This is a genomic window from Planomonospora alba (assembly GCF_039534085.1).
In the GTDB taxonomy this organism is placed as follows: Bacteria; Actinomycetota; Actinomycetes; order Streptosporangiales; family Streptosporangiaceae; genus Planomonospora_B; species Planomonospora_B alba.
In genome coordinates this window covers 1-19,956 of the sequence record NZ_BAAAUT010000064.1, presented here as the reverse complement: position 1 = coordinate 19,956, position 19,956 = coordinate 1, and the positions used below count along the sequence as shown (strand labels likewise).

The window sequence follows — 19,956 nt, the reverse complement described above, 5'->3', positions numbered from 1 at the left end:
GCATGAGCGACCCCGCGACGATCACCCCGTACCGCTCCCGTGTCCGGGGCTGCCTGCTCGGCGGCGCCGTCGGCGACGCGCTCGGCAACCCCGTCGAGTTCGACTCCCTGGCCGAGATCCGCGCCCGATACGGCCCGGCGGGCCTCACCGCCATGGTCGAGACCGAGATCACCGACGACACGCAGATGACGCTGTTCACCGCCGAGGGCCTGATCAGGGCCTACCTGCACTGCGGTGACCCCCTCACCGCCGTGCGCGACGCCTACCTGCGCTGGCTCGACACCCAGAGCCGCCCGGCGCCGCGCCCCGGCGACGGCGGCGGGGAGGACGGCTTCCGCACCGGCTGGCTGCGCACCGAGGCGTGGCTGTACGCCCGCCGCGCCCCCGGAAACGCCTGCCTGTCCGGCCTGCGCTCCGGGACCACCCCTCCCCCGCCGGAGACGCCGCCGGCGCACGGGCCGGTCAACCCCGACTCCAAGGGCTGCGGCACCGTCATGCGCTCGGCCCCCTTCGGCCTGCACGCCGAGGACGTCCCCGACGACCCGGTCACGCTCGCCATGGCCGCCGCCCGCATCACCCACGGCCATCCCACCGCCGCCGTCGCCTCCGGCGCCCTGGCCCACCTCGTCCGCCGGCTCGTCGCGGGCGACCCGCTGCCCGAGGCGGTGGACTCGACCGACCTGCTGCTGTCCTGCTTCGAGGACCAGGGGCCCGAGCACCGGGAGACCCGCCGGGCCCTGCGTGCCGCGCGGAGGCTGGCCGAGGCGGGCGATCCCACGCCCGAGAAGGTGGAGACGCTCGGCGGGGCCTGGATCGCCGAGGAGGCGCTGGCCATCGCCGTCTACTGCGCCCTGGCCGAGCCCGATCCGCGCCGGGCTCTGCTGCTGGCGGTCAACCACTCCGGGGACGCCGACTCCACCGGCGCGATCTGCGGCAACATCGTCGGCGCGGCGTACGGCGAGGCCGCCCTGCCCGCCGACTGGGCCGGGGCCGTGGAGGGCCGGGAGACCATCCTGCGGGTCGCCGACGACTTCGCCGCCGTCTTCAGCGGTGAAATCGGTGAAAGCGGCGAAGACAGCGAAGACGGCGGCCAGTCCGCCTTCGGCGGCGCCCGCTCCGGCGACCGCGCGCTCCGCGACCTCCTGTCGCGCTACCCCTCGGCCTGAACCGCCCCGAACCGGCCGGAACCGGCTCGAACCTGCCTCAACCGGTCGTGGGACCGGCCTGGTACGGCTCGAACAGTCCGAGCCGGCCCGTCCCGCCGTCCCTCGGCCCGGCCCCGGCCGCCGCCCCGGCCTCCGATCGCCCTCTCGGCCCGCCCTCTCCGGCCGACGGCTGGCCGTTCTGTGGAGATCGGCACGGTGACTCCCATAAGGTGGCGCTTACGATAACGCTCCAGGTTCCTCCATGTACGCTCCGTCCCGGTCATCCGGGCGTCCCCCGACTCGGAGGTGGTCCGGTCCATGGCACCCCAGGTGACGCGGTTGTACCAGGCGGTGCTGCGTGACCGGGAGGCCCCGATCTCCCTCCGGCTGCACCGCGCCTTCTCCGGCTGGACCGAGACCAAGGGGTTCCCGCCCGCGAGCAGGGCCCTGCCGAACGGCGACGACGAGGCCGGCGGGGCGCGGCGCACCATGGAGCGCCGGGGCAGCGGATGCGGGCGCTACCGGCTCGACGAGCCGTGCGACGGCGGGTTCCTCCGGACGGAGGCGGTCTACGCCGAACCGGTGCCGGGCATGACGGGGTGGGTCGTCGTCACCGTGGAGCAGCACGGCGGGGGGGAGCCGCAGGCGGTCGGCGCACCCGGCTTCCTCCCCGACTACCTGCGCACCGCGCGCATCACCGACGGTGCCGTGCACGTCGAGGACGCCCCGGTGGTGCTCGACGAGACCGAGGTGGACCGGTTCGTCCGGACGATGACCGAACCCGGCCGGAGGGTCCCGGTCGTGGTCGTCTCCGCGGACACCCGGGTCCCGGGTGCGGAGCGCGACCGCGCCGACCGCCTGGCCGCCGCGGTCGCCGGGGCGGCCCTGGTCGTACGGCCTGCGGACCTGCGCGCCCAGGACCTGTTCAACCGGGTCGTGGGCGAGCGGCTCGGCGTGTTCGGCGGCGCCGTCCGCACCTATCTCGCGCCGTTCGACCCCTCCGCGGAGCGCCGCCCCGAGCGGCACCCGGTCATGGGAGGCGCCCGGCTGCGCGGTCAGGGGGCCGCCGCGCTCGACGTGATCGTCGACGGGGTGCTCGGCCGGACGGCCCACGGCGAGCTCCCCGGCGACGTGCGCCGGACGATGACCGCCGTCCGCCGCGTCCTCGCCGGGACGGCGGGGCTGGAGGCCATCGCCGCGGCGGCGGCGCCCCCGCCCGCCCCCGCCGACCCGCGGCGCGAGGCGCTGCGGGAGCGCATGATGGCCCTGGCCCGGCGCCCCCGGCCGCCCGCTCCCGCGGGACCCGCCGCCCCGCCGGGGTCCGCCGCTCCGCGACCCGTCCCCCCGAGGCCGCCTGCGGTTCCCCCGGCCGCCCGGACCCCCGCGGCGACCGCGCCCGGCGGGACGGCCGCCGTACCCGACCCTGGAAACGGCACGGGAAACAGTGCGGGAAGCGGCACGGTGGCCGGTCCGGCGGACGGCCCCCGCGACGGCGGTGAGGCCCCGGCGCTCCGCGAGGCGCCCGCCGGCCTTCCCGTACCGGCCGGGACCGGGTTCGCGCAGTCCCTGGCCGGCGCGGTCGCCGGAACAGTCGCCGGCGCGGTGGCCGACGCCGTGGTCAAGGAGCTCCGCGGTGAGCTGGAGAGCGCGCTGAGCCTGGTCGCGGGGCCCGGCCCGGACGGCGGAGCCGACCGGCTGCTCCGGGAGATCCGGGTCCTGGGCGCGCACCTGTCCGGGCTGCGCGACCTCCTCGCCGAGCGGCACGGCGCCCGGCCGCCCGCGGTGACGGCGGAGGCGGGTGGCCGGGACGCGGACGGGCCGGACGGCCTCCTGGAGGAGCACCGGCTGCTGCAGGCCGAGTACGCCGGGGTCGTCTCGGAGAACCGCAGGCTCGCCGAGCGGGTGCGCCGCCTGGAGCGGATGCTCGCCGAGGCGGGCCGCCCGGTGTACGGCCGGCCCGAGACCCCGGGTGCGGCGGGCCCGGGGGGCGCGACCGGCACCGCGGGCGGGGAGGAGGTCTTCGAGCCGACCGGCCTGGTCGAGGTGCTGGTCCGGGCCCGGGAGAGCCTGGCGCACGTCGTCATCGGGGACACCGACGCCACCGCCGCCCGCCTGGACCTGGAGCATCCGGCGCTCTGCCGTACCTGGGCGGGCAAGGCCTGGGACGCGCTGCGCGCCCTGGACGACTTCGCCGGGGCGCGCGCGGCCGGGGAGTTCGCGGGCGGGTTCTACGACTGGTGCGCCCACGGCGTGCCCGGGCGCCATACCATCCCGACCGGGATGCTGGCGATGCGCGAGTCGAGGAGCGTGACCGGCACCCCGAGGTTCAGCGAGCCCCGGACCTTCCCCGTCCCGCCGGAGGTCGACCCCTCCGGGCGGCTGCTGATGGAGGCGCACGTGAAGCTGCGGCCGGTCGGCTACCCCGCGCCGCGGATGTACTTCCACGACGACTCCGGCGGCGCCACCGGCAAGGTGTGGGTCGGCTACCTGGGCGACCACCTGCCCAACACCCGCACCAACTGAGCGCGGCCGGGAAGGGCCCTCAGGGGGAGGCGGGCCGGCCGTCGGAGCGCTCGGCCACGTCGGCCGCGGCGCTGGCCAGGGCCAGCACGGGGAAGATGGCGTGCGGCGGCACCCGGTAGACGCCCCGTTCGGGCTGCTCGACCAGCCCGGCCGAGGCCAGCGTCTTGAGGTGGTGGTAGAGCTGGCCGGGCGAGGCGAGCGCCAGCTCGGCCTGGAGCTCGGCGATCGGCTTCGGCCCGGCGACCAGCGCCTGCAGGATCTCGAAGCGGGCCGGGTGCCCGGCGGCGGCGAGCACGGCGGCCAGGGGGCCGACCGGGTGCCGGAGCAGGCGGCCGGGGCTGCGGGTCATCTCCCACTCCCACCGGTAGCCGCCGAACCTGGCCTGGCCGCCGTAGGTGATCAGGCCGGTGTCGTCGTCGGCCGCCGGCGGTGCCTCGGGGGCGGCGAACCGGGCCTCCAGCGCGGCGACCCGCGCCTCGAGCTCTGCGATCCGGTCGTCGACGCTGGTCAGCGTAGCCTCACTTCAATGCCGCACGCACTTTCGCCCGGAAGGCGGGGTCGGTCGCCATCCGCACGATGAACTGCTGATGAGCATAGCTGCGCGCCCCGGAGGACCAGGTCTCCTCGGGCAGCCGGTGCAGCACCAGGACGGTCTCGCGCGGCCGCTCGCCGGGCCGGACGGTGTACATGGCCTCGCTGATGACGCCGGGCAGCAGGCCGCCCTTGGTGCCGATGCGGAGCCTGCCGGGGTCGGCGCCCGGCTGCCGCATCGGCCACTCCAGGTGCCTGCGGGCCAGGGTGTCCTTCCGGAGCCCCGCGAGCACCCGGTGCAGCACGCCGGGTTCGACCCGGGTCACCGTCTCGGCCCAGGATGCCTGGCGGCCGAAGTCCGGCAGCGTGGGGGTGGTCTTCCCGCCGCCCGCGACGTGCCTCTCCAGGCAGGCGTCGGCCGGGAGCGCGCAGCCGCCGAAGGCGCGCAGGATCTCGCCGTTGACCGTGCCGACGGGGGTACGCGCGATCCGGCGCAGCGCGCCGGGGCCGAGCCGGTCGCGCAGCAGGTCGGCGGCGGCGTTGTCGCTCTCCTCGATCATGGCGGAGACGAGCTGGTCGAGGGTGACGGTCACGCCGGGCGCCAGGCGCTTGAGCGCCGCCTCGTGGGCCCCGCCGTCGGTGCCGGGGACGTGGTAGGCGTTCCACCGGGCCACGGGGACGCGCTCGTCCGGCGTGACCGTGCCCTCGCGTACGGCGTCGGCGTAGGCGGCGAGATGGATGATCTTGATGGTGGACGCCACGGGCGCGCGGCGGTCGGCGTTGTGCCGGATGCCCTGGGTCACCAGCGAGACGTCGCCGGGGTGGGCGCGCAGGTAGGCCAGCACGGCCTCGGCGTCCTTCAGGCCGGCGGGGGCGGCGGTGCCCGCCGGGGCGGCCAGGGTCGCGGCCAGCAGCAGAGAGAGAACGCTGTTCACGCCTCCACGTTAACCGGAAATCTAAAAATTCGGAATATCGAGTTTCCTTGACCGGGCGGATCGACGGGCACCGCCCCCGGCCCCCTCCCCGGGAACCGCCCGCCCGGTACCGGGGCCGGCACCGGTACCGGGCGGTGACGTGGGTCACACCGCGCGCCCCTCATCCCCTCCCCGCGGCGGCCGATCGGGAGGAGGACGACCGACGCCGCACGGCGTCCTGCGCGGAACGAGGAGGAATGAGAAGGCTTTTCGGAATCCTGCTCGGCGGCCTGGCCGTCACCGTCGCCGCGTCGGCGGCGCTCCCCGGTCCCGCCCTGGCCGCGTCCGCGGCGGCACTCCCCGGCCCCGCCCCGGCCGCGCCCGCCGTCTCCCCCGGTGCCCCGGGCCTTCCCGGCGGCGGCCCGGCCGTGCGTGCGGCCGCCTCCGCGCCCGCCGGCATCCAGGGGGTGGACGTCAGCTCCCACCAGGGGAACGTGTCGTGGGACGCGGCGTACCGCGCCGGCGCCCGGTTCGCCTACGTCAAGGCCACCGAGTCGGTCACCTACCGCAACCCCTACTACGCCCAGCAGTACGACGGGTCACGGCAGGTCGGGATGATCAGGGGCGCCTACCACTTCGCGCTCCCGCACAAGTCCGGCGGCGCGGCCCAGGCCGACCACTTCGTCCGGAACGGCGGCGGCTGGACGGCCGACGGCTGGACCCTGCCGGGCGTGCTCGACATCGAGTTCAACCCCTACCAGTCCTCCAACGGGCTGGACATCTGCTACGACCTGTCGCCCGCCCAGATGGTGGACTGGATCCGCGCCTTCAGCGACCGCTACCTGGCCCTCACCGGACGGCTCCCGGCCGTCTACACCAACACCTACTGGTGGCAGACCTGCACCGGCGACAGCGCCGCCTTCGGCGACCACCCGCTCTGGCTCGCCCGCTACTCCTCGTCCATCGGCGCCCTGCCCGCGGGCTGGACCCGCCACGCCATCTGGCAGTACGCGGACTCCGGCGTCCTGCCCGGCGACCAGAACGTCTTCAACGGCACCGCCGAGGAGCTGGGGCTGCTGGCCACCGGCGGGAAGGCCGCGGCCCCCGCGCGCCCGGCGGCCGGGAAGGCCGCCACCCGCATCACCTCGGTCAACGCCCGGCCGGAACCGGTCCGCAAGGGCCGCAAGCTCACCGTCTCCGGCACCCTGCGCCAGACCGCCGGGAACCGGGCCCTGCCCGGGCAGCGGGTCGCCATCAGGTTCAAGGCCCGCGGTTCCCGTACCTGGCGGACGATGGCCACCGTCCGGACCGGCTCCGGCGGTGCCTTCCGCAAGAGGTTCAGGGCCGTCCGGGACGGCTCCTGGCAGGTGGTCTACGCCGGGGACGCGCTCCGGCTGGCCTCCCGGAGCCGCAGCGACCGCGTCGACGTCCGTCCCCGCCGATGACCCGGCGCTCCGGACCCCGCCGCCGGCAGGGGCCCGGAGACCGGGAACGGCCCGGACACCGGGAACCGGCCGGGGGACCGTAGGCACCACCCGCGGCCGCCGGGCAGGGGAGGACACCGTACGGCGGGCCGCGCGCCGCGCTCCCGGGAACGCCGTGCGCCCCGCCCGCGGCCGCCGTCCGGGAATCTCCCCCGCCTCGCGGACCCGCGCGGGGAAAGCCCAGGTCACCGCGGCTGCGGCGTGCCGGAAAAAATCTCCGCGACCCTTCCCCAGCGATCTTCGGCATTGCGTTTCCGCAGGTCAGAGCAGACATGAATGTACGTTTCAGGTTTGCCAGACCCCGCGTCCGCGGCGCAGGATGGACCCGTCTCCGCGAAAAGGAGCCCCGGCCCGGGGCTTGTTCGCCGTGCCCGCATCCCGCCCGTAGCCGACCCCGAGGAGGGGACGATGATCCATGCCCGCGGACTGACCCGGACGTTCAAGGTGAACAAGGAACGCGTCGAGGCCGTGCGCGGCATCGACCTGGAGGTGGAGGCCGGCCGGCTGGTCGCCTTCCTCGGCCCGAACGGCGCCGGGAAGTCCACCACCCTGCGGATGCTGACCACCCTGCTGCCGCCGACCTCGGGGACCGCGACCGTGGCGGGCCGGGACATCGTGGCGGACCCCGCCGGGGTGCGCGCCCGCATCGGCTACGTCGGGCAGAAGAACGGCGCCGGCGAGAACTTCCGGGTCCGCGACGAGCTGGTGACCCAGGGCCGCTGCTACGGCATGACCCGCGCCGAGGCCCGGCGCCGGGCCGAGGAGGTGCTCGACCTGCTGGAGCTGCGCCCGCTGGCCCTGCGCAGGCCCGGCACCCTCTCCGGCGGCCAGCGGCGCCGCCTCGACATCGCCCTGGGCCTCGTCCACCGCCCCGACCTGCTCTTCCTGGACGAGCCGTCGACCGGGCTCGACCCGCACAGCCGCGCCGACATCTGGCAGCACATCCTGCGGCTGCGGGCGGAGTACGGCACGACCGTCCTGCTGACCACCCACTACCTGGAGGAGGCCGACAGCATGGCCGAGCGGGTGGTGATCATCGACCACGGCCGGGTCATCGCCGACGGGACGACCGAGCGGCTCAAGAGCGACCTGGCCGGCGACCGCATCACGGTCACGGTCCACGACGCCCAGGACGCGGCGCGGGCGGCCGCGGTCGCCGAGCGGTTCGCCGCGCCGGGCGAGGTCTCCGCCGAGGGGACGGCCGTGCGGCTGCGGGTGCCCCGCGCGGACGCGGCCCTGCCGGAGTATCTGCGCGCCCTGGAGGCGGCCGGGGTCAAGGCCGCCGCCGCCGAGACCGCCCGGCCCACGCTGGACGACGTCTTCCTCGCGCTCACCGGCCGCACCCTGCGCGAGAGCGACGGCGCGCCCGCCGCCGCGTGAGCGCCCCACCACCGCGTGAGCGAGCCCCGGCCCGCCGCCGGCCGCCCTCCCGGTGGCGCCCCGCATCCGGACGACCCGGTCCCAGGCACACCCCACCAGAAAGGCGTGACATGAGCATGCGCTTCATCCGCGACACCGCGACCGTCTTCTCCCGCGAGTTCGCCCCCGTGCTGCGCGATCCCCTCGGCCTGCTGTTCACCATGGCACAGCCCCTGCTGTTCCTGTTCCTGTTCGGCCCGCTGCTGGCGGGCACGCCCGGCTTCGGGGAGGGGACCGGCGCCTCGCCGTGGCAGTGGTTCGCGCCCGGCATCCTGGTCATGATGTGCCTGTCCGGGCCGATGATGGCCGGCTACACCCTGCTCGTGGAGCTGCTCGGCGGCTCCCTGGAGCGGATGATGGTCACCCCGCTGAGCCGTACGGCGATGCTGGTCGGCCGGACGCTGAAGGAGTTCGCGCTCCTGCTGGCGCAGGCCGTGCTGATCATCGTGCTGGCGGTTCCCCTGGGCTTCCGGCCGGACCCGGCCGGGGTGCTGGCCGGGCTGGCGCTGCTGGCCGTCTTCGGGGTCGGGCTGGGCTCGCTCTCCTTCGTCCTGGCGATCGCCTCCCAGCCGGGCGGGGAGCTGTTCTACGGGGTCACCCAGATGGTGATGTTCCCGCTGCTGCTGCTGTCGGGCATGCTGCTGCCGATGGACTTCGGCCCGTCGTGGCTGCAGGCCGCCGCCGCGGTCAACCCGGTCGCCCACATCGTCGAGGCGGAGCGGGCGCTGTTCGCCGGCCGGTTCGCCGACGCCGCGGTGCCGTACGGCGCGCTCGCGGCCTGCGCGGTCGCCGCAGCGGGACTGGCGCTGGGCGTGCGGGCCATGCGGCGCGGCGTCTGACGGCGCCGGATCCGGCCCGGGCACGGCTCAGGTCCGGCCCGGGCACGACCCGGCGGGCGTACGGCCGGCGGCGCCACCCGTCACCCGCCCGCCGCGTCCTCGGCCTCCCAGCGCAGCAGGTCCCCCGGCTGGCACTCGAGCACCTCGCAGAGCGCGGCGAGCGTCGTGAAGCGCACCGCCTTGGCACGGCCGTTCTTGAGCACCGCCAGGTTGGCGGGCGTGATCCCGACCCGGTCCGCGAGCTCGCCCACGGACATCTTCCGCCTGGCCAGCATCACGTCGATGTCGACGACGATCGGCATCAGATCACCTCGTCCAGCTCGGCCTGCATCTTCGCCGCCTCGGCGTCGCGCGCGACCGCCTGGGCGAGCAGCATCCGCAGCACGAGCACGATGAGCGCGACCCCCAGGACCGCCACGGCGGCCCCGCACATCAGCAGGACCACGCCCGGCGGGACGGGGTCGCCCGGCGCCAGGACGACCGCGAACGCGAACACCAGGAGGGCGGCCGCCACGATGGCGCCGATCACGATGTCCACGTACCGGAAGGCGGCGTGGGAGAACACCGTCCCGCGTCGCACCATCGTCACCAGGCGCCACACGCAGGCCAGCACGACCTGGGCCGCCACGACGCCCAGGAACGTGATCACGAGGATCGGGGCGCGCAGGTACGCGAACTCCGGCCGGAGCCCCTCCAGGTCGGCGGCCAGCAGCGGCACCATGACCGCCTGCACGAACACCGAGCCGGCGAACAGCACCACGAGCACCGCCCGCAGCGCGGGCACCACCAGCTTTCTCATCGCCTCTCCTCCTATCGAAGCACGATTGGAATCTATCGATAATCGATAGAATCGGCAAGCGACGGATCGACCGGCGGAGGAAGACGGGCGGAGTGGATCCGCCGACGCGGCGAACCGGAGCGACGCCTCCGCACCAGGAGGCGGACGGACCGGGGCAGGGGCGTACCGGGGCGCAGGGGACCGGAACGTGGCCGGGTCAGAGCGCGGGCGGACCGGAGCGCGGACGGATCAGGGCCGGGGCCGCCCCTGGCGGGCGGGCCGCACCTGCAGGTCGTCCAGGAGTGCCGCGGTCGCTGCGGCGACGGCGTCCACGGCGCGCTCGAACGCCTCGGCGTTGCGGGCGGACGGCGCCCGGAACCCGGAGATCTTCCGGACGTACTGGAGCGCCGCGGCCCGCACGTCCTCATCGGTCACGTCGTCGGTGTAGGGCTCTCGAAGAGTCTTGATGCTCCGGCACATGGCAGGACCTTACGTCGATCCGCGCCCCGGTGCCCATGCCTCCCGGTGGATCCGCCCGCTCGGCGCGGAGCGGTCATCGGGAGGGATCGGCACCGGGACCGTCAGTGCGCGGCCAGGGCCGCGGAGCCGATCCGGTCGGCGGCGCGCAGGGCCCAGCGCATCCGCTCCCGGTAGGTCTCGGGGTGGTCTCCGGCCTCCTGCGCGACGCAGGCCACGCAGTCGGCGATGTCCTCGTCGCAGGCGCGCAACCGGTCCTCGATCACCGCGCGCACCTGCTCCGGCGAGGGGTCGTCCGACGCCTGCAGCGGAGAGGCGAAGAGGACGTCGGCCAGGTCGGAGACGCTCATCGCGGTGGGCATCGTGTGCCTCCTCTCTCTGGGAGCCGCCCGGTCGCGGCGGCACCCGTCGATCGCTCAGATCGTGCTCACACCTTCATCCTGTCGCACCGCACCGACATTTTCCGGCGCTCTCCGGCGCCCCGACCGGTTCCCGGTACGGCGGGCCGCCCGCGGACGCCGCCCGCCGGCACGGCGGACCACTCACGGCGAGTGGTGGACAATCCACAACAACCGACCGGCGCGACGCGTTCCACATTCAGCGGTTTTTGCCATCAAATTACCCACCACATCCCACCCTCCCCGAAAGGACGGCCGAAGGGCAGAGAACACCACCGCATCCGGACATCCCTCCCCGCGAGAGCGGTCCACGCCGCCGGCCCCCGGGGAAGACCTCTCCGGCGCCGGACCGGCGCCACCCGCCGCCGGCGGCCCGCCGCCCGGCCGCACCGGCGAACGCACCGGGGAGGCGGCCTCCCGGGCTCGCCGCCCGCGTGGCCGGAGCCTTCCTCGCCCGGATGACGGCCCCGGCGCTCCACGCGGCCGCCTGGGCCGCCCTCGCCTTCAGGGTGCGCTTCGATCCGGGAATGGCCCTCTCCCCGCTCTTCCTCCTCCTCTGATCCGCACCCGCCTCCGGCGCGCTGATCGCCCGGTCACCGCTGAGCGGCGGGTGCGCCGGAGGGTCTCCCCCTGGGCGTCTACGCCCCGTACGGCGCGTCGGCGGAGCCGACGCGCACGCGGTTCCCGGGCACGGCCCCGGCCCTGGCCTGGCTCGTGGTCTTCCCGGTCATCGGGGGATGCTCGGCGCCTCCGCCGTCGCGGTCGCGGGCGTCCGCAGGACCGGGGCGGCCGCTCCCGGGGGGACTGAGGGGACCGGCCGCCGCGGCTCCGCGCCGGAACGCCCGCGGGCACCGCCCGGGACCTTCCCCGGCGCGGCCCCCGCGGATCACCGGAACCGCGGATCACCGGAAGTCGAAGACGCCCGCCTCGTCCAGGACCATCCCGGCCAGGGCGCCGGCCGCGTCGACCCGGCCGAGCGACTTGGCCGCCCGGGCCATCTCGGTGCGGAGCCCGGGGTCGCCGAGGAGCGCGTCGAGCTCGGCGAGGAGCTGCTCCGACCGGGGCCCGTTCTCCAGCAGTGCCCGGGCCGCCCCCGCCTCGGCCAGGTAGCGGGCGTTCTGGCGCTGCTCGTCCCCGGCGGAGGGCACCAGGGGGATGAGGACCGACGGCTTGCCCACCGCGGTCAGCTCGGCGACGGCACCGGCACCGCTGCGGGAGACCACGACGTCGGCGGCGGCCAGCACGTCGGCGAGCTCGTCCCCCACGAAGGGCACCGGGCGGTAGCGCTCCCTCAGGTGCGCGGGGAGGCGCTCGGCCGCCTCCGTGAGCCGCTCCACCCAGTTCGGGCCGCACTGGTGGAGCACCTGGGCCTTCTCCAGCAGGGAGGGCAGGATCTCCTCGATCAGGGTGTTGATCTGGAGGCTGCCCTGCGCGCCCCCGGTCACGTACACCAGGGGCACCTCGGGCGTGAAGCCGAAGTGCCACCGGCCCGACGGGGCGTTGCCGCGCAGCAGGTGGGGGCGGACGGGGTTGCCGGTGACGACGGCCCGCTCCCTGGCCTTGGCGGGCAGGTGCTCCATCGACGACGGGTGGGTGAGCGCGATCCGGGTGGCGACCCGCGCCAGGATGCGGTTGGCCAGGCCGAGCGCGGTGATCTGCTCGTGCATCACGAGCGGGCGGCGCAGCACCCGCGAGGCCAGCCCCAGCGGCACGCAGACGTACCCGCCGGTGGAGAGCACGACGTCCGGCCGGTAACGGGCGGCGATGCCGAACGCCTGGAGGATGCCGACGGGGATGCGGAACATGTCGGTGAGGTTGGCCGCCAGCTCCCGCAGGCCGGGCGAGCGGCGCAGCTTCCCCGTCTTGATCGCGCGGAAGGGGATGCCGTTCTCGGCCGCGATGCGGGCTTCCAGGCCGTTCGCCGTCCCCACCCAGAGCACGTCGAGGCCGTAGCCGTGAGCGGCGGCCTGCTCGCGCGCGGTCGCGACGGTGGTGAGCGCGGGGTAGGTGTGGCCGCCGGTCCCGCCTCCGGTGACGAGCATCCGCAGGGTCTGACGGTTTCCGGCATTCATGCGTGCGTTTCCTCCGGGGATACGGTTGTCGGTGCATCTGGATGTACCGGGCGGACTCGGGCACGCTACCCGGAGATCAACGAAGATCCAATTTCGCCCCCTCCCTGTGACACCCGCCTCACCTGCGCGCCGGTCGGCCTGCACGCTCGCCGGCGGGCTCCGTGGAGGCGAGGCGGAGCACCGAGCCGGACAGGACCGCCGCTCCTGAGGCGGCCACCACCGGCGGCGCGGCGCCGGTCCGCGCGTCCTCTCTGCGGATAACGGAGTGACATACCGCCACATACGGGTACGAAAGCCCATAAATCATCATCTCCAGTATTTCGAGAGGGGCACCGGCGCCAGGACGGGCGGGTCCCGCGCGGGCGGCGCGCTCCCGCGCGACGGGCACGCCGCCGGTGTCCCTCCCGCACCGCGGGCGGTCGCGGACCACCCGCCCGTAAGGAGGCACTCCGTCATGCAGACCAAGCAGTGGAACGTACAGATCACCATCGTCGAGGACGACAACGACCGGGTCACCTCGGCCCAGGCCGTACTGGACATCCCCGACGGCCGCACCTACGAGAGCGTCGAGTACGCGCGGCGCAACCCCACCGACCGGCCGGTCCCGGACATCGGCGACGAACTGGCGGCCGGCCGGGTGCTGGCGGACCTGTCCGGCAGGCTGATGGGCGACGCCGCGGCCGACGTCATGGAGGAGGCCGAGCTCAGAAGACACTGAGGAGCACGCCGTACGGCACGGCCCGGCGATCGGCGCCGGGCCGTGCCCGTGCCCGTGCCGCCGGGCCGTCCTCCGTACCCGCACCCGGGTCCGGGGCCGCCGGGTCAGTCCTTCACCGCCCCGCCCAGCCCGGCGACCAGCCTGCGCTGGACCGCGACGAAGAAGACCAGCACCGGGACGGTCATGAGGGTCGAGGCCGCCATGATGCCTCCCCAGTCGCTCTCGTCGGGCTTGAAGAAGACCAGCAGGGCGGCGGGCAGCGTCTGGTTCTCCTGGGCCGAGATGATGAAGGTCCGGGCGAAGACGAAGTCGTTCCACGCGGTGATGAAGGAGAACACGCTGGTGGCGACCAGCCCCGGGGCGACGAGCGGGAACAGGATCCGCCACAGCACGACGGGCCGGCTCGCCCCGTCGATCATCGCGGCCTCCTCCAGCGCCTCGGGCACCGCGGCGACGAACCCGCGCATCATCCAGATCGCGAACGGCAGCGAGAACGCCAGGTGGACCAGGACCAGCGAGCCGAGGGTGTTCAGCCCGACCGCGGGGACCACCGCGCCGAGGTCGCGGACGAGGAAGAACAGCGGGATGGTGAGCGCCTCCACGGGCACCATCTGCGCCACCAGGAACATGATCAGCACGGTGGTGCGGAACCGGAAGCGGAACCGGGTCACCGCCACGGCGGCCAGGAAGGCCGTCACCGCCGAGAGCGCGACGACCGCGAGCGCGACGCCGAGGCTGTTGAGCAGGTAGCGGCCGAAGTCCTCCCCGGTGAGCACCCGCCGGAAGTGCTCCAGAGTGGGCGCCAGGGTCCAGGGCCGCACCTGGAGCGACTGGATCTCCCCTGCGGGCTTCAGCGCGGACAGCACCATCCAGTAGATCGGGAAGAGCGTGGCGAGCGCCGCGACCACCGCGACGGCGCTCGCCAGCGGCCGGGGTCTGCTCACAGGTCCTCCCCCGAACGGTGCAGCGCGCGGATGTAGAACAGGGTCACCGCCAGCAGGATCAGCGTCATGACGACGCCGATCGCCGAGCCGAGACCGTACTCCGACGACCCGAAGGCCGTCTGGTAGGCGTAGACGTTGAGCACGGAGTTCTGGCCCGCGACGCCGCCGCCGTTGGTCATCACGTAGATCTGCGTGAAGATCTTGAAGTCCCAGATGATCGACTGGATCACCACGATCGTGATCAGCGGGCGGAGCATCGGCACGATGATCCGCCAGAAGGAGTGCCAGGCCGACGCCCCGTCGAGCGCCGCCGCCTCCAGCACGGAGCCGGGGATCGCCTGGATCCCCGCGTAGAGGGTGATCATGACGAAGGGGAAGGAGTGCCAGACCACGGTCAGGCCGACCACCCCGAAGGCGCTCCACCGGTCGTAGAACCAGTTGTGGCCCTCGATGCCGAGCACCTGGTTGACCAGGCCGAGATCGGTGTCGAACAGGAACATCCAGACCGTGGAGCCGGTCATCGCCGGGGCCGCCCAGGCCGCCATGGCGGCCACCGAGAGCAGCAGGCGGGGCACCCGGCCGGCCCGGGTCAGCACCACGGCGAGCGCCGCGCCGACCGCCAGGGTGGAGACCACCAGCGCGGCGGCGAAGGCGACCGTCTGCCCGAGCACCGACCAGAACCGCTCGTCGCCCAGGAGCGCCGCGTAGTTCCCGAACCCCACGAAGCGCGCCGGTTCGCCCCCGCTGACCTGGGCCTGCCGGTAGTCGAAGACCGACAGCAGGCCCAGCATGTAGATCGGGTAGCCGAACAGCGGCACCAGCACCGCCCCCGTGGGCAGCAGGTAGAGCCAGGGCCGCAGCCCGGCCGCGCGCCGGTTCCGGGGCCGCGGCCCCGGGCCCGCGGGCGCCGCGGCCCGCACGGCGCCCGGGGTGGTCGTGGCGGCCACGGTCACGACCGGCCGAAGGCGGCCTTCACCGCGGCCGCGGCCTCGGTGGTCGCCTCCTCGACGCCGGCCTGCCCGGTCGCGATCTTCTGCAGCATGGTCGGGATGACCTTCTGGTTGTCGATCTTCCCCCAGGCCGGGTGGATCGGGACGAATCGGGTGCCCGCCGCCACCGTGTCCAGGAACGGCTCCAGGAAGGGATCCCTGGCCGCCAGCTCGTCGCGGGCCGAGGTCAGCGTGGGCAGGTTGCCCATCGCCTCGTACATCTTGGTCTGGTAGGTCTTGCCGCCCAGCAGCTGCAGGAACTTCACCGCGAGCGTGCGGTGCCGGCTGCTCCTCATGACGCCGAGGTTGTTGCCGCCGGCGAACGCCGGGGCGACGGAGCCCTTCTCGACGCCCGGCAGCGGCACCACCGCGTACTTGCCCGCCGCCGCGCCCGCGTCGACCGCGGACCGGTTGAAGTTGCCGAGGATGGCCATGGCGGCCTTGCCGCTCGCGAACAGCTCGACGGTCTTGCCTCCGGTGAGGCTCGCGCAGGCCTGCGGCGGGCAGTTGTCGTCGCGCAGCAGGTCGGTGTACGCCTTGACGCCCTTGCGCGAGGCGGCGCTGTCGAGGCTCTCGATGTCGCCCCCGGCGCTCCAGACGAACGGGAGCGCGCCGAAGGTGTACTCGCCGCCGACCGCCAGGCCGTACAGCTCGGGCTTGCGCTTCCTGATCTCGCGGGCGGTCTCCGCCAGCTCCGCCATGCTCTCCGGCGGCTCCAGGCCGAGCTCGTCGAAGACGTCGGTGCGGTAGTAGAGGGCCCGGACGCCGACGTACCACGGCAGGCCGTAGACCTTGCCGTCCACGGTGGCCGACTTCAGCAGGTCCGCGCCGACGTCCCCGCCCTCGGACCAGGCCGACAGGTCGGCGGACAGGTCGGCGAACCCCCCGGCGGCGGCGTACTCCGCCAGGTCGGTGTTGCCGTACTCCGCGACGTCGGGTGCGCTGGCGGGGTCGTTGAAGGCGCCCTTGAACCTCTCGTGCCGCGCGGGCGTGGTCGGGATGTAGGCGACCTCCACCTGCACGCCCGCGTTGGCCGCGGTGAACTCCCTGATCGCCTCGCCGACGACCTTCTCCTTGGGGGCGCGGTTCGGCTCGTCGAAGAGCCACACGCGCAGGGTCCCCGATCTCTCGTCGCCGCCGCCGGCGGCGGGGGCGGTGGACGGCGCGCACGCCGCCAGGGTCAGCAGGGCCAGGCCGGCCGCGGTCCAGTGCAGGATCTTCACTGCTACCTCCTCCTGGCGGCCGACCCTAGGAAGCGGTCCGCGGCATTCGGAAGGCTTGTTTACGATTGTTCTGCAATGCAGAACGACGTGCCGCAAATGTGGCACCGGCCGCGCGGGACCTCTACGTTGACCTCGTGTTCGACGTGCTCATTTCGGGCGGCCGGGTCGTCGACGGCACCGGCGCCCCGCCGTACCCCGCCGACGTCGGCGTGCGCGGCGGCCGGGTCGAGGCGGTCGGCGACCTGTCGGCGGCCGGGGCGGCCGCCGCCCGGATCGACGCCGCCGGCCGCCTGGTGGCCCCCGGTTTCATCGACGCCCACGTCCACGGCGACGCCACCGTGCTCGACCCCGAGGTGCAGCTCGCCGCGCTCCGGCAGGGCGTGACGACGTTCGTGCTCGGGCAGGACGGCCTGTCCTTCGCCCCGGCCGGTCCCGAGACGCTGCGCTTCGTCACCCGCTACTTCGCCGCGATCAACGGTGCGCATCCCGCGCTGGACGGCACCGGGGTGAGCGTGGCCGGCCTGCTGGCCACTTACGACCGCACCACCGCCCTCAACACGGTCTACCTCGTACCGCACGGCACCGTCCGGCACGCCGCCGCGGGCGACCCCGGTCAGATGCTCCGCCTGGTGGAGCAGGGGCTGGAGGACGGGGCCGCCGGGCTCTCCAGCGGCCTGGAGTACGTGCCCGGCCGGTACGGCGACGCCGCCGAGCTCGCCGCGCTGTGCGCGCCCGTCGCCCGGGCCGGCCTGCCGTACGTGACCCACATGCGGGGATACGAGCAGGCCGCCGCGGCGGGCATGGCCGAGGCCCGGCTGATCGCCGAGCAGGCGGGGGTGGCGCTGCACGTCTCCCACTACCACGGCCCCGGGGAGCCGCTCGCCGGGATGGTCGACCGGGCGCTGGCCGCGGGCCTGGACGTCACCTTCGACAGCTACCCCTACCTGAGCGGGTTCAGCATCCTGGCGATGGTCGCGCTCCCCCGCGACCTCGACGCGGGCGCCCCCGGCGGAGCCGTCGGCGGGGCCGCCGGCCCGGACGGCGGCCCGGACGGCGGCCCGGACGGCGGCCCGGACGGCGGCACCGCCCGCCCCGACCTGGACCGCACGGTGGCGCTCCTGCACGAGCCCGCCGTACGGCGCCGCCTGGCCCGCGAGACCGACCCCGCGCTCTGGCACCGCATCGTGCTGGCGCACGTGCCCTCCGCCGCCTTCGCCTGGGCCGAGGGCCGGCACCTGGACGAGGCCGCGGCCGAGGCCGGCCGGGAGCCCGCCGAGTTCTGCGCCGACCTGCTGGTCGCCACCGGGCTCGCCGCCAGCTGCGTGTTCGCCCAGCCGCCGGGCAACGACGACACCTCCATGCGGCTGCTGCTGCGGCACCCCGCCCACCTGGGCGGCTCCGACGGCATCCACCTGGGCGGCCACCCGCATCCGCGGGCCTTCGGGGCGTTCGCCCGTTTCCTCGGCCGCCACGTCCGCGAGCTCGGCGACTGGACCTGGCAGGAGGCCGTCGCGCACCTGTCGGCGCGGCCCGCGCGGCGCTTCCGCCTGCCGGACCGGGGCACCGTCCGTCCCGGCATGGCGGCCGACCTGGTGCTGATCGACCCGGACCGGGTGGCCGACACCGCCGACTACGCCCGGCCGCGCCTGCTCGCCGAGGGCATCGACGACGTGCTGGTCGGCGGCGTGCCCGTGCTCGCGGGCGGCGCCCTCACCGGCGCGCGCCCCGGACGACCGCTGAGGCCGCGGTGAGCGGGGCGGAGGGCCGGGAGCGCAACCAGTCGGCCTCGCTCCGGCGGGCGCTGGCCGTGCTGGAGTACGTGCGCGACCACGCGGGCGCCGGCCAGGGCCTGTCCCTGTCCCGGCTGGCCGAGGCGCTCGGGCTGGCCAAGAGCACCGTGCTGCGCCTGACCGCCCCGCTGGTGGAGGCCAGGCTCCTGGAGCGCGACCGCCGCAGCGGCGCCTACCGGCTGGGGTACGGCGCGCTCCACCTCGGCCAGGCCTACCTGTCCACGCTCGACCTGCGGGCCGCGGCGGCGGAGGAGACCCACCGGCTGATGCTCCAGGTGCGCGAGACCGTCCACCTGGTCGTGTACGACCCGCCGTACGTCGTCTACATCGACAAGGTCGAGAACGAGGCCACCGTGCGCATGGCCTCCCGCATCGGCAGCCGGGGCGAGCTCTACTGCACCGCCGTCGGCAAGGCGATCCTCGCCTGGCAGCCGGAGGAGGCCGTCGAGCGGGTCGCGGCCGCCGGGATGCCCGCCCGCACCCGGCACACGATCACCGACCCCGACCGGCTCCGCGCCGACCTGGCGCGGATCCGGCAGCGCGGCTACGCGGTCGACGACCGGGAGAACGAGCCCGAGGTCCGCTGCGTGGCCGCACCCATCTTCACCCACGACGACACCGTGGCCTCCGCCCTGTCGGTCTCGGGCCTGTCCTCGCGGATCACCGCCGCGCGGGTGCGGGACCTGGGACCGCTGGTGGCGGGGGCCGCCCTGCGCATCTCCAGAAAGCTGGGAGCCCTCCGATGACCGACCTGGTGACGCTCGGCGAGACCATGGCCCTGTTCACCGCCCGCCGCACCGGCCTGCTCCGGCACGCCCGGGACTTCGACCTCGGGGTGGGCGGCGCGGAGTCGAACGTGGCGATCGGCGTCACCCGCCTGGGCCTGCGGGCGGCGTGGATCGGCCGGGTCGGCGACGACGAGTTCGGCGCACTGGTCCGCGCCACCCTGGCCGGCGAACATGTCGACGTCTCCCGGGCGGTCGTCGACGCCGGCGCGCCCACCGGCCTGATGGTCAAGGGCAGGCGCAGCGCCGACGCGGTGGACGTGCGCTACTACCGCTCGGCGAGCGCGGGTTCCCGGCTCCGCCCGGACGATCTCGATCCGGGGCTGATCCGCGCGGCCCGCGTCCTGCACGTCACGGGCATCACCCCCGCCCTCTCGGACTCCGCCCGGGACGCGGTCCGCGCCGCCGTCGCCGAGGCGCGCGACGCGGGGGTGTTCGTCTCGCTGGACGTCAACTACCGCCGCGCGCTGTGGACGCCCGGCGCGGCCGCCGCCGGACTGCGCGAGCTGGTCGCGGCCGCCGACGCGGTCTTCGCGACCGAGGCCGAGGCCCGCCTGTTCACCGGGGGCCCCGAGTCCGACGGCCCCGCCGCCCTGGCCCGCTCCCTCGCCGCGCTGGGCCCGCGCCACGTGCTCGTCAAGCTCGGGGCGCGCGGCGCGCTGGCGTTCTGCGACGGCGTGGTACGGCGGGCCGAGCCCTACCCGGTCACCGAGGTGGACCCCGTCGGGGCGGGCGACGCCTTCGCCGCCGGATGGCTGGCCGACCGGCTGGCCGGGGCGGACCCCGAGCGGTGCCTGGCGACCGCCTGCGCCGCCGGGGCCTGCGCGGTGACCGCGAGCGGCGACTGGGAGAGCCTGCCCCGCCGCGCAGACCTGGAACTGCTCCACCGGGCCGACGGGGTCGACCGGTAGGGGCCCGGGAGACGAC

19 protein-coding genes are annotated in these 19,956 nt (G+C 75.1%); 9 read left to right on the top strand and 10 right to left on the bottom strand.

The annotated features are described in order from the left end of the window. The first annotated feature begins 2 nt into the window (after positions 1-2). On the top strand, positions 3-1,166 hold the full coding sequence (locus tag ABD823_RS28950) for an ADP-ribosylglycohydrolase family protein (protein WP_344865120.1): 1,164 nt from the start codon (positions 3-5) through the stop codon (positions 1,164-1,166). Between the two features lie 297 nt (positions 1,167-1,463). Then, complete coding sequence (locus ABD823_RS28945) at positions 1,464-3,668, top strand: hypothetical protein (RefSeq protein ID WP_344865118.1); 2,205 nt, start codon at positions 1,464-1,466, stop codon at positions 3,666-3,668. A gap of 19 nt (positions 3,669-3,687) precedes the next feature. Here the strand turns inward: ABD823_RS28945 and ABD823_RS28940 are convergent, their stop codons facing one another. Both ABD823_RS28940 and ABD823_RS28935 read right to left on the bottom strand, forming a co-directional pair. Continuing rightward, the gene (locus ABD823_RS28940; RefSeq protein WP_344865116.1) at positions 3,688-4,017 is read right to left on the bottom strand and encodes an ArsR/SmtB family transcription factor; all 330 of its coding nucleotides are present in this window, start codon (positions 4,015-4,017) and stop codon (positions 3,688-3,690) included. Between the two features lie 169 nt (positions 4,018-4,186). Next, positions 4,187-5,134 carry a serine hydrolase gene (locus ABD823_RS28935; protein ID WP_344865114.1) on the bottom strand — a complete coding sequence of 316 codons (948 nt, stop codon included), beginning with the start codon at positions 5,132-5,134 and terminating at the stop codon, positions 4,187-4,189. A gap of 236 nt (positions 5,135-5,370) precedes the next feature. Between ABD823_RS28935 and ABD823_RS28930 the strand changes: the two genes are divergently transcribed. The 3 genes from ABD823_RS28930 (at position 5,371) to ABD823_RS28920 (ending at position 8,855) form a co-directional block, all read left to right on the top strand. Then, on the top strand, positions 5,371-6,558 hold the full coding sequence (locus ABD823_RS28930; protein ID WP_344865112.1) for a lysozyme: 1,188 nt from the start codon (positions 5,371-5,373) through the stop codon (positions 6,556-6,558). 447 nt (positions 6,559-7,005) lie between these two features. After that, complete coding sequence (locus tag ABD823_RS28925) at positions 7,006-7,977, top strand: ATP-binding cassette domain-containing protein (protein ID WP_344865110.1); 972 nt, start codon at positions 7,006-7,008, stop codon at positions 7,975-7,977. A gap of 110 nt (positions 7,978-8,087) precedes the next feature. Next, positions 8,088-8,855 carry an ABC transporter permease gene (locus ABD823_RS28920; protein WP_344865108.1) on the top strand — a complete coding sequence of 256 codons (768 nt, stop codon included), beginning with the start codon at positions 8,088-8,090 and terminating at the stop codon, positions 8,853-8,855. An 80-nt stretch (positions 8,856-8,935) separates the two neighbouring features. Here the strand turns inward: ABD823_RS28920 and ABD823_RS28915 are convergent, their stop codons facing one another. The 5 genes from ABD823_RS28915 to ABD823_RS28895 form a co-directional block, all read right to left on the bottom strand. After that, entirely contained in the window at positions 8,936-9,157 is a 222-nt protein-coding gene (locus ABD823_RS28915) for a helix-turn-helix domain-containing protein (protein ID WP_344865106.1), read from the bottom strand. Beyond that, positions 9,157-9,654, bottom strand: coding sequence for a DUF2975 domain-containing protein (locus tag ABD823_RS28910; protein WP_344865104.1), 498 nt, complete (start codon positions 9,652-9,654; stop codon positions 9,157-9,159). Before ABD823_RS28910 ends, ABD823_RS28915 begins: the two co-directional genes overlap by 1 nt. 228 nt (positions 9,655-9,882) lie before the next feature. Next, the gene (locus ABD823_RS28905) at positions 9,883-10,113 is read right to left on the bottom strand and encodes a DUF2277 family protein (protein ID WP_344865102.1); all 231 of its coding nucleotides are present in this window, start codon (positions 10,111-10,113) and stop codon (positions 9,883-9,885) included. A gap of 101 nt (positions 10,114-10,214) precedes the next feature. Next, positions 10,215-10,472 (bottom strand): hypothetical protein, encoded by a 258-nt coding sequence (locus ABD823_RS28900; RefSeq protein WP_344865100.1) that lies wholly within the window; start codon positions 10,470-10,472, stop codon positions 10,215-10,217. Positions 10,473-11,410: 938 nt separating this feature from the next. After that, positions 11,411-12,580, bottom strand: a complete 1,170-nt coding sequence (locus tag ABD823_RS28895) for a UDP-N-acetylglucosamine--N-acetylmuramyl-(pentapeptide) pyrophosphoryl-undecaprenol N-acetylglucosamine transferase (RefSeq protein ID WP_344865098.1) — start codon at positions 12,578-12,580, stop codon at positions 11,411-11,413. A gap of 454 nt (positions 12,581-13,034) precedes the next feature. Here ABD823_RS28895 and ABD823_RS28890 point away from each other — a divergent pair, with 454 nt between their 5' ends. Further along, entirely contained in the window at positions 13,035-13,298 is a 264-nt protein-coding gene (locus ABD823_RS28890; RefSeq protein ID WP_344865096.1) for a dsRBD fold-containing protein, read from the top strand. Positions 13,299-13,402: 104 nt separating this feature from the next. Here ABD823_RS28890 and ABD823_RS28885 read toward each other — a convergent pair whose 3' ends face one another. The 3 genes from ABD823_RS28885 to ABD823_RS28875 are packed head-to-tail and all read right to left on the bottom strand — an operon-like array spanning position 13,403 to position 16,454. Further along, complete coding sequence (locus ABD823_RS28885; protein WP_344865094.1) at positions 13,403-14,242, bottom strand: carbohydrate ABC transporter permease; 840 nt, start codon at positions 14,240-14,242, stop codon at positions 13,403-13,405. Further along, on the bottom strand, positions 14,239-15,189 hold the full coding sequence (locus ABD823_RS28880) for a carbohydrate ABC transporter permease (protein WP_344865093.1): 951 nt from the start codon (positions 15,187-15,189) through the stop codon (positions 14,239-14,241). Before ABD823_RS28880 ends, ABD823_RS28885 begins: the two co-directional genes overlap by 4 nt. Positions 15,190-15,191: 2 nt before the next feature. Next, positions 15,192-16,454 carry an extracellular solute-binding protein gene (locus ABD823_RS28875; protein WP_344865091.1) on the bottom strand — a complete coding sequence of 421 codons (1,263 nt, stop codon included), beginning with the start codon at positions 16,452-16,454 and terminating at the stop codon, positions 15,192-15,194. 134 nt (positions 16,455-16,588) lie between these two features. Between ABD823_RS28875 and ABD823_RS28870 the strand changes: the two genes are divergently transcribed. From ABD823_RS28870 to ABD823_RS28860, 3 genes are read left to right on the top strand one after another with little or no spacing between them, the layout of a single operon-like run. Continuing rightward, on the top strand, positions 16,589-18,205 hold the full coding sequence (locus ABD823_RS28870) for an N-acyl-D-amino-acid deacylase family protein (protein ID WP_344865089.1): 1,617 nt from the start codon (positions 16,589-16,591) through the stop codon (positions 18,203-18,205). After that, positions 18,202-18,990: an IclR family transcriptional regulator gene (locus ABD823_RS28865; RefSeq protein WP_344865087.1), complete on the top strand. Its 789-nt coding sequence runs from the start codon at positions 18,202-18,204 to the stop codon at positions 18,988-18,990. Before ABD823_RS28870 ends, ABD823_RS28865 begins: the two co-directional genes overlap by 4 nt. Next, on the top strand, positions 18,987-19,940 hold the full coding sequence (locus ABD823_RS28860; protein WP_344865085.1) for a sugar kinase: 954 nt from the start codon (positions 18,987-18,989) through the stop codon (positions 19,938-19,940). Before ABD823_RS28865 ends, ABD823_RS28860 begins: the two co-directional genes overlap by 4 nt. The last annotated feature ends 16 nt before the right edge of the window (positions 19,941-19,956 follow it).

Excerpts from the sequence above, each read along its gene's own strand:
- ABD823_RS28950 (WP_344865120.1), top strand. The coding sequence starts at position 3 with ATGAGCGACCCCGCGACGATCACCCCGTACCGCTCCCGTGTCCGGGGC.
- ABD823_RS28945 (WP_344865118.1), top strand. The coding sequence starts at position 1,464 with ATGGCACCCCAGGTGACGCGGTTGTACCAGGCGGTGCTGCGTGACCGG.
- ABD823_RS28940 (WP_344865116.1), bottom strand. The coding sequence starts at position 4,017 with ATGACCCGCAGCCCCGGCCGCCTGCTCCGGCACCCGGTCGGCCCCCTG.
- ABD823_RS28930 (WP_344865112.1), top strand. The coding sequence starts at position 5,371 with ATGAGAAGGCTTTTCGGAATCCTGCTCGGCGGCCTGGCCGTCACCGTC.
- ABD823_RS28925 (WP_344865110.1), top strand. The coding sequence starts at position 7,006 with ATGATCCATGCCCGCGGACTGACCCGGACGTTCAAGGTGAACAAGGAA.
- ABD823_RS28920 (WP_344865108.1), top strand. The coding sequence starts at position 8,088 with ATGAGCATGCGCTTCATCCGCGACACCGCGACCGTCTTCTCCCGCGAG.
- ABD823_RS28915 (WP_344865106.1), bottom strand. The coding sequence starts at position 9,157 with ATGCCGATCGTCGTCGACATCGACGTGATGCTGGCCAGGCGGAAGATG.
- ABD823_RS28910 (WP_344865104.1), bottom strand. The coding sequence starts at position 9,654 with ATGAGAAAGCTGGTGGTGCCCGCGCTGCGGGCGGTGCTCGTGGTGCTG.
- ABD823_RS28905 (WP_344865102.1), bottom strand. The coding sequence starts at position 10,113 with ATGTGCCGGAGCATCAAGACTCTTCGAGAGCCCTACACCGACGACGTG.
- ABD823_RS28900 (WP_344865100.1), bottom strand. The coding sequence starts at position 10,472 with ATGCCCACCGCGATGAGCGTCTCCGACCTGGCCGACGTCCTCTTCGCC.
- ABD823_RS28895 (WP_344865098.1), bottom strand. The coding sequence starts at position 12,580 with ATGAATGCCGGAAACCGTCAGACCCTGCGGATGCTCGTCACCGGAGGC.
- ABD823_RS28890 (WP_344865096.1), top strand. The coding sequence starts at position 13,035 with ATGCAGACCAAGCAGTGGAACGTACAGATCACCATCGTCGAGGACGAC.
- ABD823_RS28860 (WP_344865085.1), top strand. The coding sequence starts at position 18,987 with ATGACCGACCTGGTGACGCTCGGCGAGACCATGGCCCTGTTCACCGCC.